8 protein-coding genes and 1 pseudogene are annotated in these 11,731 nt (G+C 73.4%); all 9 read left to right on the forward strand.

Features of this window, described 5'->3' with window-relative positions:
* Positions 1-72 precede the first annotated feature (72 nt).
* The gene (locus EXE57_RS17910) at positions 73-1,782 is read left to right on the forward strand and encodes a S8 family peptidase (RefSeq protein WP_135079876.1); all 1,710 of its coding nucleotides are present in this window, start codon (positions 73-75) and stop codon (positions 1,780-1,782) included.
* A gap of 197 nt (positions 1,783-1,979) precedes the next feature.
* Complete coding sequence (locus tag EXE57_RS17915; RefSeq protein WP_135079878.1) at positions 1,980-3,206, forward strand: S8 family peptidase; 1,227 nt, start codon at positions 1,980-1,982, stop codon at positions 3,204-3,206.
* A gap of 80 nt (positions 3,207-3,286) precedes the next feature.
* A complete protein-coding gene (locus EXE57_RS17920) occupies positions 3,287-3,982 on the forward strand; it encodes a TIGR03936 family radical SAM-associated protein (protein ID WP_135079880.1) in 696 nt (231 codons plus the stop codon).
* An 837-nt stretch (positions 3,983-4,819) separates the two neighbouring features.
* Positions 4,820-6,754 (forward strand): annotated as a pseudogene (locus tag EXE57_RS20455) (Rne/Rng family ribonuclease); the annotation flags it as partial.
* A gap of 763 nt (positions 6,755-7,517) precedes the next feature.
* Positions 7,518-7,826 carry a 50S ribosomal protein L21 gene (gene rplU, locus EXE57_RS17930; protein WP_135081119.1) on the forward strand — a complete coding sequence of 103 codons (309 nt, stop codon included), beginning with the start codon at positions 7,518-7,520 and terminating at the stop codon, positions 7,824-7,826.
* Between the two features lie 41 nt (positions 7,827-7,867).
* Positions 7,868-8,122 (forward strand): 50S ribosomal protein L27, encoded by a 255-nt coding sequence (gene rpmA / locus EXE57_RS17935; RefSeq protein WP_135079884.1) that lies wholly within the window; start codon positions 7,868-7,870, stop codon positions 8,120-8,122.
* Between the two features lie 186 nt (positions 8,123-8,308).
* Positions 8,309-9,853, forward strand: a complete 1,545-nt coding sequence (gene obgE / locus EXE57_RS17940; RefSeq protein WP_208542900.1) for a GTPase ObgE — start codon at positions 8,309-8,311, stop codon at positions 9,851-9,853.
* Positions 9,850-10,977, forward strand: a complete 1,128-nt coding sequence (proB, locus tag EXE57_RS17945) for a glutamate 5-kinase (RefSeq protein ID WP_135079886.1) — start codon at positions 9,850-9,852, stop codon at positions 10,975-10,977. The genes obgE and proB overlap by 4 nt, the downstream gene beginning before the upstream one ends.
* Positions 10,978-10,996: 19 nt before the next feature.
* Complete coding sequence (locus EXE57_RS17950; RefSeq protein WP_135079888.1) at positions 10,997-11,632, forward strand: nucleotidyltransferase domain-containing protein; 636 nt, start codon at positions 10,997-10,999, stop codon at positions 11,630-11,632.
* Positions 11,633-11,731 lie beyond the last annotated feature (99 nt).

The following is an 11,731-nucleotide window of genomic DNA, read 5'->3' on the forward strand; positions in this document are numbered from 1 at the left end:
CCGCCGTCCTGCTGGATAGGTTCACGAGCGCCCAGCGACCGCTGGGCGATGGATCATCTCGGGAGACACCCCATGTCGAGTCAGTCATCGCCGTCGCGCCACCGGCGCGGCCTGGCCGCCACCGCGGCCGCCGTCCTCACCCTCGGTGCCCTCACCGCCGGCACCGGATCCGCCCAAGCCGCACGCGACGGGGACCGCCCGGCGCCGCTGCTGGGCACCGAGAAGGCCTCCGCCATCGACGGCCGCTACATCGTCGTCCTGGAAGGCCGCACCTCCACCGCCCGCGGCACCGACGCGGTCGAGCAGGCCCGCGCAGCCGGGGCCAAGGACGTCGACCGCTTCTCCACCGTGCTCGAGGGCTTCTCGGCCCGGATGTCCGACCGAGCCGTCGCCCGGCTGCAGGAGAACCCGAACGTCGCCTTCATCGAGGCCGACCAGCGCGTGTCGGTCGACGCGACCCAGTCGCCCGCGACCTGGGGCCTGGACCGCATCGACCAGCGCAACCTGCCGCTCGACAACGCCTACACCTACACCCCGACCGGCCAGGGCGTGACCGCCTACATCATCGACACCGGCATCCTCGCCTCGCACAACGAGTTCGGGGGCCGCGTCGGGTCCGGCTACACCGCGATCAACGACGGTCGCGGCACCAGCGACTGCAACGGCCACGGCACCCACGTCGCCGGCACGGTCGGCGGCACGACGTACGGCGTGGCCAAGCAGGTCTCCCTGCGCCCGGTCCGCGTGCTCGACTGCAACGGCTCGGGCAGCACCTCCGGCGTCATCGCCGGCGTCGACTGGGTGACCAGCAACCACGCCGCCGGCGCCCCCGCGGTCGCCAACATGAGCCTCGGCGGCGGCGTGTCCAGCGCCCTGGACACCGCGGTCAACAACTCGATCGCCGACGGCGTGACCTACGCCGTCGCGGCTGGCAACGAGAACACCAACGCCTGCAACGGCTCGCCCTCCCGGGTCGCCTCGGCGCTGACCGTGGGGTCGACGACGAGCACCGACGCCCGCTCGAGCTTCTCCAACTACGGCTCCTGCCTCGACCTGTTCGCGCCGGGCTCGGCCATCACCTCCGCCTGGCACACCGGCAACGCCGCCACCAACACCATCTCCGGCACCTCGATGGCGACGCCCCACGTCGCGGGCGTCGCTGCCCTCTACCTGCAGGGCAGCCCGTCCGCCTCGCCGGCCACGGTCAACAACGCGATCACCAGCACCGCCACCACCGGGGTGGTCTCCGGGGCCCAGACCGGCTCCCCGAACCGGCTGCTCTACTCCCCGCTGACCGGCGGCGGCACCACCCCGCCGCCCACCGGCGGCAACCTGCTGGTCAACCCGGGCTTCGAGTCCGGTGCCACGGGATGGACCTCGACCAGCGGTGTCATCACCAGCGCCAGCGGCGCGCCCGCGCGGACCGGCTCGTGGAAGGCGTGGCTCAACGGCTACGGCACCAGCACCACCGACACCCTGTCGCAGAGCGTCACGATCCCGGCTGCCTCCAGCGCCACGCTGTCGTTCCACCTCTACGTCAGCAGCGCCGAGACCACGACCGCCACCGCCTACGACCGGCTCACCGTCCAGGTGGTCTCGGGTGGCACGACCAGCACGCTCGGCACCTTCTCCAACCTCGACGAGGGCACGTCCTACGTGCAGCGCAGCTTCACCATGGCTGCCTACGCCGGCAGGACGGTGACCCTGCGCTTCACCGGCACCGAGGACGCCAGCCTCGCGACGAGCTTCGTCATCGACGACACCTCGATCACGACCGGCTGACCCGGCCGTTCCACGGCGACGCGCGCACCCGGCCAGGACCTCCTGTCCGGGTGCGCGCACCCCTCGACCGGCGCCCCGGCCGAGGGTGCAGGTTTGTGCGGTGCACGAACCTGACCGATGCCCCGGGGCTGCCGCGGTGGGTAGTTTCGCGAGCAGCCAGCAACCGCTGGGCATCGACACATCTCGGGAGCTACCGCATGTCGAAGTCGACACCCACGTCGCGCCGCCGGCGCGGCCTGGCCGCCACCGCGGCCACCGTCCTCACCCTCGGCACCCTCACCGCGGGTGCCGCCGCACCCGCCCTGGCCGCCCCCGCCGACGACGGCGCGGCGCCGCTGACGGGCGCCCAGAAGTCCACGGCCATCGACGGCAGCTACATCGTCGTGCTGGAGGACCGCGCCACCGACGCCGACGAGAAGGCGGTCGTCCGGGAGGCCCGGTCCGAGGGTGCGAGCGACGTCCAGCGCTTCGCCACCGTGCTCGACGGCTTCTCCGCCGAGCTGTCGGACAGCGCGCTCGAGGCGGTCCGCGAGCACGCCGACGTCGCGTACGTCGAGGCCGACCAGCGGGTCACGGTGGCCGCCACGCAGTCGCCGGCGACCTGGGGGCTGGACCGGATCGACCAGCGCAACCGTCCGCTGACGAACTCCTACACCTACGACCGGACCGGTCAGGGCGTCACCGCGTACATCATCGACACCGGCATCCGGGCGTCCCACAACCAGTTCGGGGGCCGGGTGACGGCCGGCGCCACGGCCATCAACGACGGTCGCGGCAGCAGCGACTGCAACGGCCACGGCACCCACGTCGCGGGCACCGTCGGCGGCTCGGTCCACGGCGTCGCCAAGCAGGTGACCCTCGTCCCGGTCCGGGTGCTCGACTGCAACGGCTCGGGCTCGACCTCCGGGGTGATCGCGGGTGTCGACTGGGTGACCGGCAACCACACCTCCGGCCCCGCCGTCGCGAACATGAGCCTCGGCGGCGGCGTCTCCACCACGCTGGACAACGCGGTCAGCCGCTCGATCTCCGACGGGGTGACCTACGCGGTGGCCGCCGGCAACGAGAGCACCAACGCGTGCAACGGCTCGCCGGCGCGCGTCGGGGCGGCGCTGACGGTCGGGTCCACGACGAGCACCGACGCCCGCTCGAGCTTCTCCAACTACGGCTCCTGCGTCGACCTCTTCGCCCCCGGCTCGAGCATCACCTCCGCGTGGTGGACCAGCAACACGGCGACCAACACCATCTCGGGCACCTCGATGGCCGCCCCGCACGTGGCCGGTGCCGCGGCGCTCTACCTCCAGGGCCACCCGGGTGCCTCCCCGAGCACGGTGAGCAGCGCGATCGTCGGCGGCTCCACCACGGGCGTCGTCACCAACGCCGGTAGCGGCTCACCGAACCGCCTGCTCTACTCGCGGATCAGCTGACCCGCGTCCCGGCCGGCCGGCGTCCTCCCTCCGCCGACCGCGACTGCGAGCGCACCCGGACAGGGGCCTACCCTGTCCGGGTGCGTGAGCAGCCCGAACAGCAGGCGCCGCCGGTCCAGCGGCTCCGGATCCGTTACGCGAAGCGTGGCCGGCTCCGGTTCACCTCGCACCGCGACTTCTCCCGCGCCTTCGAGCGCGCCCTGGTCAGGGCCCGGATCCCGATGGCGTACTCCTCGGGCTTCAACCCCCACCCGCGCATCTCCTACGCCGGCGCCGCGCCCACCGGGGCGGCGAGCGAGGCGGAGTACCTCGAGATCGGCCTCGCCACGGTCGTCGAGCCCGACGACGTACGCCGCGACCTCGACGCGGTCATGCCGGACGGGCTCGACGTGGTGGTCGTGGCCGAGTCGCCCGGGGGATCGCTCGCCGACAGGCTGACCGCGAGCCGGTGGCGGATCGACGTCGACGCCGACGCCGAGGCCCTGGCAGCGGCCGCCGACCGCTTCCTGGGCACCGAGTCGGTGCTCGTGGAGCGGATGACCAAGAAGGGCATGCGCGAGTTCGACTGCCGGGCCGCGGTGCACACCCTCGAGGCGTCCGGGCGCTCCCTCGAGCTCGTGCTCCACCACGCCGTCCCGGCCGTCCGGCCCGACGACGTCCTCACCGGGCTGCGCCAGGTGGCTGCCCTCGAGGTCGCAGGTCCGCCGCTGCTCACCCGACTGGAGCAGGGCGTGCTCGACGAGGAGAGCGGCGCGCTGGCCGACCCGCTGGCCTGAGCGGGCATACCGCCGAACCCGGCGGCGTGTGCGATACTCGGCCTCGGTCGGCGTACCGTCGGCCCGACGACGTTCTCGCCGGACACCTCCGGGTGGTCGGCACGAAGGACGCTTGTCACCGCCAGACCGCGACGCGGCCCGGTCGGAGAGGGTGACAGACCTCCGGCCACGAAGGGCCCGGCGACCGCGGCAGGTCGGCGGCAGGCGTTCCTCGACGCACCTGCGGAGGGTGTTGTCGCAACCGAAGGCTTCGCGCCGACGACCCCGCGCACCCGGGTCCCGGCGCCGACCGCCCGGCCGAGGACGGCTGGGCAGAGGGAGCAGCAGATGCTCAGCGACACCCCGGGCGAGGAGCCCACCACCGAGACTCCCGCCGAACCGGTGGCCACGCCCGACGCGGCGGACACCATCCCGGCCGCCGCGCCAGCGAAGAAGGCCGCCGCCAAGCGGGCGCCGGCCAAGAAGACCGCCGCGAAGAAGACGACGGCGCGCAAGACCGCCGCCAAGAAGACGGCGACGCCGCCGCCGGCCGACGCCCCGGACGAACCGGCCGCCGAGACGTCGGCCGAGCAGGCCGAGGCACCCGCCGCGCCGGCCAGGCCGGCGAAGAAGGCCGCTGCGCGGCGTACGACCAAGAAGGCAGCCGCCAAGCCCGCCGCCGAGGTCCCCGCGGAGAGCACCGAGGCGGCAGCCTCGCCGGAGGCCGCCGCCGAGGACGGGTCGACCGCGGCCGGGACCGCGCTGATCTTCCAGGCGCCGGACGCCGCGCAGGCGCCGCCGGCCCGCAGGTCCCGGGCGAAGAAGAAGCCCGCCGAGCCGGTCGCCGACGAGGCGCCGGCCACCGACGAGTCGGACGCCCCCGCAGCCGCCGCGGAGGGCGAGGGCGCGCCCGTCGCGACCGAGCCGGTCGAGACCGAGGCGACCGACGAGGAGCCCGACCAGGACGCCGCGGGGGACGGCGGCTCGAGCGAGGGCGGCGAGTCCGCCGGTCGCCGCCGCCGGCGCCGTGGTGGCCGCCGCCGCCGCAAGCCGGGGGGCGAGCCCGGCGAGGGCAACGAGGCCGGCCCCGACGACGACGCGGGCTCCTCCGACAAGTCCGGCGACCGCGACTCCGGCCGCGGCGGGAGCAAGGACACGACGTCCTCGAAGGATGACGACAGCAGCACCGACGCCCAGGGCGACGACGACGGCAAGGACGCCGAGGGCGGCGACAGCCCGTCCTCACGTCGGCGCCGGCGCCGGCGCCGCGCCGGCGAGGACGGGGGCGACGGTGGGGACGACCCGCGCAACACCGTCACGAGGGTCCGCCAGACCCGTACGGCCGAGGACCAGATCACCTCGCTGAGCGGCTCCACCCGGCTCGAGGCCAAGAAGCAGCGGCGCCGCGAGGGCCGCGAGGCCGGCCGGCGCCGTGCCCCGATCGTGAGCGAGGCGGAGTTCCTCGCCCGCCGCGAGTCCGTCGACCGGGTGATGGCGATCCGCCAGCGGGACGACCTCACCCAGATCGCGGTGCTCGAGGACAAGGTCCTCGTCGAGCACTACGTCGCCCGCGAGTCGCAGACCTCGCTGATCGGCAACGTCTACCTCGGCCGGGTCCAGAACGTGCTGCCCTCCATGGAGGCTGCCTTCATCGACATCGGCAAGGGCCGCAACGCCGTGCTCTACGCCGGTGAGGTGAACTGGTCGGCGCTGGGCCACAAGGAAGGCCAGCCCCGCAAGATCGAGTCGGTGCTGTCCTCGGGCCAGTCGGTCCTGGTGCAGGTCACCAAGGACCCGGTCGGCCACAAGGGCGCCCGCCTCACCAGCCAGGTGAGCCTCGCCGGCCGCTTCCTGGTCTACGTCCCCGACGGCACCAACAGCGGCATCTCCCGCAAGCTGCCCGACACCGAGCGGAACCGCCTCAAGACCCTGCTCAAGGAGATCGTCCCGGACGGCGCCGGTGTCATCGTCCGGACGGCGGCCGAGGGCGCGAGCGAGGAGGAGCTGACCCGCGACGTCGAGCGGCTCACCGCCCGCTGGGCCGACATCGAGAAGGCGGCCAAGGGCAGCGCCCCGCAGCTCCTCTACGGCGAGCCCGACCTCACCCTCAAGGTGGTCCGCGACCTGTTCACCGAGGACTTCTCGAAGCTCGCGATCCAGGGCGAGGAGGCCTGGGAGACCGTCCAGACGTACGTCGGCCAGGTCGCCCCCGACCTGCAGGAGCGGGTCTCCAAGCACGACGGCGACGGGACCGACCTGTTCGCGGCGTACCGGATCGACGAGCAGATCGCCAAGGGTCTCGACCGCAAGGTCTGGCTGCCCTCGGGCGGCTCGCTGATCATCGACCGGACCGAGGCGATGACCGTCGTCGACGTCAACACCGGCAAGTTCACCGGCTCCGGGGGCAACCTCGAGGAGACGGTCACCAAGAACAACCTCGAGGCGGCCGAGGAGATCGTGCGCCAGCTCCGGCTGCGCGACATCGGCGGCATCATCGTCATCGACTTCATCGACATGGTGCTGGAGTCCAACCGCGACCTCGTGCTGCGCCGGCTGGTCGAGTGCCTCGGCCGTGACCGCACCCGCCACCAGGTCGCGGAGGTCACCTCTCTCGGCCTGGTGCAGATGACGCGCAAGCGGATCGGCACGGGCCTCCTGGAGGCCTTCTCCGAGACCTGCACGCACTGCAACGGCCGCGGCCTGATCACCACGGAGGTACCGGTCGAGCCGAGGAGGAGCGAGGAGGAGCCGCGGCGCTCCCGTCGGTCCCGCGGTGGGCGCAGCGGGCGCGGCGACGGTGACGACAACGGCAAGCAGGAGTCCAGCTCGCGCAAGGGCCCCTCGCCCAAGGACGTCGCCGCGATGGCGCGTGCCTCCGAGGCGAAGCCCGAGGACGAGCCCGCCGACCAGCAGCCGACCGACGTGCCGGAGGCTCCTGCCGTTGCGCAGGAGCGGGCCGAGCAGACCGAGCCCGCCGAGCCGACGCAGGCCCCGAAGCGCGAGCGTGCCCGCAGGTCCGGGAAGACCACGAACGCGGAGCCGGTCGAGGAGCAGGCGACCGCCACGGAGCCCGAGGCGTCGCCGGCCGAGCCGACGGCGACCGAGGGCGACGCGCCTTCCGAGCCGACCCCGGCACCTGCCCCCGAGCCGACGGCCGAACCCACGGCCGAGCCGGCCCCGCCGAGCACGCCGACCGTCGTCACCCGGACCCGCCGCCGCAGCGCCAGCCGTCCGGCCGGCCCACCGAGCAGCGCCTCCACGCCTCCCGCGGCGGCCGGTTCCGTCGGGGCACCCCCGGTGGACGGGATCGTCGAGCCCGGGACCGCCGACGCGGAGCCGGCGACCACCCCCACGGTGGAGCACGTGCCGGTCAAGAAGCGGGGCTCGCGCAAGCGGTGAGGGAGGACCGGCCACCGTTTTGCGCCGGTCGTGCCCGATCCGTACTATTGAACCTCGGTGCGCTACGCGTGCCTTCCCTGCACGGCATCCCCATCCCGCTCGGGATCGTGGCGTGCCGCAGGGCCGAAGACGAAGCAATGACGTGAAGGAGACCGCGGTGTACGCGATCGTGCGCGCAGGCGCCACCCAGCAGAAGGTCGCTGTCGGCGACGTCATCGAGATCGACAAGGTCTCGACGGCTGTCGGCGAGACGCTGACCCTGCCCGTGGTCATGACGGTCGACGGCGAGACGGTCACGGCCGACGCCAAGTCGCTGGGCAAGGCCTCGGTCACCGTCGAGGTTCTCGGCGGCACCAAGGGCCCCAAGATCGTGATCCAGAAGTACAAGAACAAGACCGGCTACAAGAAGCGCCAGGGTCACCGCCAGAAGTACACCCAGGTCAAGGTCACCGACATCTCCCTCTGAGCCCGTCGAGCTCAGGGACTTTCACGCTAAGGACTACTGATATGGCACACAAGAAGGGCGCGGCCTCGACCAAGAACGGTCGGGACTCCAACTCCCAGCGCCTCGGCGTCAAGCGCTTCGGCGGCCAGGTCGTCAACGCCGGCGAGATCATCGTCCGTCAGCGTGGCACCCACTTCCACCCGGGCTCCGGCGTCGGCCGCGGCGGCGACGACACCCTGTTCGCCCTCGTGGGCGGTGCGGTCGAGTTCGGCACCAAGCGCGGCCGTCGCGTCATCAACGTCGTCCCCGGCGAGTGACCTGACGTCACTCACCACCAGCATCCGCGAAGGGCGTCCCTGGAATCGGGGACGTCCTTTGTCGTTGGCCGGGTGTCGGTTTCCCCGCTCGAGCGGGGAAACTGTCGCTTGGTACCCGAAGTTTCCCCCTCCAAGTGCAGGTTTCCCCGCTCAGGCGGGGAAACCGACCAAGGCAGCGTGAGCCAGATGGCCATCCCCAGCTTCGTCGACCGCGTGACGCTGCACGTCTCCGCGGGCCGGGGCGGCAACGGCGTGGCGTCCGTGCACCGCGAGAAGTTCAAGCCGCTCGGCGGCCCCGACGGCGGCAACGGCGGCCCGGGCGGATCGGTGATCCTGCGGGTCGAGTCCGACGTCACGACGCTGCTGGACTACCACCACAGCCCCAAGCGCCGCGCCGAGCACGGCGGCCACGGCGCGGGTGCCCACCGCAACGGCGGGCACGGCGCCGACCTGGTGCTGCCGGTGCCCGACGGCACCGTGGTCACCGACACCCGGGGCAACGTCCTCGCCGACATGGTCGGACCGGGCACCGAGCTCGTCGTCGCGGCCGGTGGTCGCGGCGGCCTGGGCAACGCGGCGCTGGCCTCCTCCAAGCGCAAGGCCCCCGGCTTCGCCCTCCTCGGCGAGCCGGGCGACGAGATCGAGATCGTGCTCGAGCTCAAGGTCGTGGCCGACATCGGGCTGGTGGGCTTCCCCAGCGCGGGCAAGTCGAGCCTGATCGCGGCGATCTCGCGGGCGCGGCCCAAGATCGCCGACTACCCCTTCACCACCCTCGTCCCGAACCTCGGTGTCGTGACCGCGGGGGACACCACCTTCACCGTCGCCGACGTCCCGGGGCTGATCGAGGGTGCGAGTGAGGGCAGGGGCCTGGGTCACGACTTCCTGCGCCACATCGAGCGCTGCGCAGCCCTGGTCCACGTCATCGACACCGCCACCATGGAACCCGGCCGCAACCCGGTCGACGACCTCGACGTGATCGAGCGGGAGCTGGCGCGGTACGGCGGGCTCGAGGACCGGCCCCGGCTGGTCGCGCTCAACAAGATCGACGTGCCCGACGGCCGCGACCTCTCCGACATCGTCATCGACGACCTCACCGCCCGCGGGCTGCGCGTCATCCCCGTCTCGGCCGCGTCCGGCGAGGGGCTGCGCGAGCTGACCTTCGCGATGGCGGGGATCGTGCAGGCAGCCCGCGCCGAGAAGCCCGACGTGGAGACCACGCGGATCGTGCTGCGGCCGCCCTCGGCCGACGGCCGGGCCGACTTCACCGTCAAGGAGACCGGCGAGGGCTGGCGGGTCCGCGGCGAGAAGCCGGAGCGCTGGGTCCGCCAGACCGACTTCAGCAACGACGAGGCCGTCGGCTTCCTCGCCGACCGGCTCAACCGCCTCGGCGTGGAGACCCGGCTGGTCGAGCTCGGCGCGGTCGAGGGCGACACCGTCCTCATCGGCCATCCCGACAACGCGGTGGTCTTCGACTTCAAGCCCGGTCTCGACGCCGGCGCCGAGAACCTCGCCCGCCGCGGCGAGGACTCCCGCTTCGACGAGAGCCGGCCGGCGGCCCGCCGCCGCCGCGAGATCCAGGAGGGCCTCGAGGAGCGCGCCGAAGGAGAGACCCGGGCCGACGTGGCCCGTCGCCTGCGCGACCCGGCCCGTGGTGGCGCGAGCGGCCCGTCGTCGTACGAGATCGGCGGCGCCGACGACCCCGACTGGGCCGAGCAGGATCCCGACGCGTGAGCGTCCGCGAGCCGGTCACCGCGGCCCGTCGGGTCGTGGTCAAGGTCGGCTCCTCCTCGCTGACGACCGCGGCCGGGGGCATCGACCCCGGGCGGGTGCGGCAGCTGGTCGAGGTGCTCGCGTCCGTACGCGCTCGCGGTGCGGAGGTCGTCCTCGTGTCCTCGGGCGCGATCGCGGCCGGCCTGGCTCCGCTCGGCCTCCCGCGACGCCCTCGTGCGCTGGCCGCGCAGCAGGCGGCCGCCTCGGTGGGGCAGGGACTGCTGGTGCACCGCTACACCGAGGAGCTGGCGCGGCACGGCCTCACCGCGGGGCAGGTGCTGCTCACGGTCGACGACGTCACCCGCCGGTCGCACTACCGGAACGCGTACCAGACCTTCGCCAAGTTGTTGGAGCTCGGCGTCATCCCGATCGTCAACGAGAACGACACCGTCGCCACCTCCGAGATCCGCTTCGGTGACAACGACCGCCTGGCGGCGCTGGTGGCGCACCTGGTCCATGCCGACCTGCTGGTGCTCCTCAGCGACGTCTCGGGGCTCCACGACGGCGACCCGGCGCGGCCGGGCACCCGCCTGGTGCCCGAGGTACCCGCCGACGACGACCTGTCGTGGGTGAGCATCGGCACCACAGGTGCGGCCGGCCTCGGCAGCGGCGGGATGCAGACCAAGGTCGACGCGGCCCGGATCGCGGGCGGGGCCGGGATCCCGGTGGTGCTCACCTCGGCCGACCAGGCATCGGAGGCGCTGGCCGGCCACCCCGTCGGGACGCTCTTCCACCCGACCGGCAAGCGGCGGCCCACGCGGCTGCTGTGGCTGGCCCACGCGACCGAGCCGAAGGGCCGGCTCGTCCTGGACGACGGCGCGGTCCGGGCCGTCACCGAGCGGCGGGCCTCGCTGCTGGCGGCCGGGGTGACCGGGGTGCACGGTTCGTTCGTCGCCGGCGACCCGGTCGACCTCACCGACCCCTCCGGCCGTCCGGTCGCGCGCGGGCTGGTCAACTTCGACGCCGACGAGGTCCCGGCCCTGCTCGGGCGGACCTCGCACGACCTCAAGCGCGAGCTCGGCGCGGCCTACGAGCGGGAGGTCGTCCACCGCGACGACCTCGTCCTGCTCTCACCCGGCTCCTGAGCAGGGATAGCCTCGCCGGGTGACGAGCGAGGAGGCCGAGGAGCGCGAGTTCCAGCGGTTGTACGGCCCCTGGGAGCCGTACGACCCGGCCGGCGTGCAGGTGTTGCTGGCCGAGTTCGGGAGGCCGTGGTGGCTGGTCGGTGGCTGGGCGATCGAGGCGTTCACCGGCGTCGCACGGCGGCACGAGGACATCGACGTCGTGATCTTCCGCAAGGACCTGCCCCGGCTCCGCGAGCTCCTCGGCGGGAGGCTCGACTTCTGGGGTGCCGGTGACGGAGCACTCCGTCCGCTGACCGAGCGCTGGCCGGAGCTGCACGACGCCGCCGGCCAGGTGTGGCTCCGGGAGCATGCGCTGGCTCCGTGGCGGCTCGACGTGATCCTCAGCGAGGACCGGGACGGAGCGTGGGTGTCACGGCGCGAGCCCGACTGGTCCGCCCCGCTCGGCGACGTGACCTGGGTCGACGAGGAGGGCGTCCGCCACCAGCTCCCCGAGATCGTCCTCCAGCACAAGGCCCGGCTCGACCGGCCCAAGGACCGTACGGATCTCGCGGCGGCGTGGCCCCTCCTGGCCCCGTCCCGGCAGTCCTGGCTGCGAGCCGCGGTCGGGCGCCTCGCCCCGGACCACCCGTGGCTCGGACTGATGGGCGGTGGGTGAGCTACCGAATCGGCTGGTGGGACGGTCCCCGGGCCGCCGCCCTGCCCCCGGCGCCCCACACGGGCCGCCGTCCGAGCCGGATTCCGGACCACCGCGGCG

The organism is Nocardioides euryhalodurans (genome assembly GCF_004564375.1).
Lineage (GTDB): Bacteria > Actinomycetota > Actinomycetes > Propionibacteriales > Nocardioidaceae > Nocardioides > Nocardioides euryhalodurans.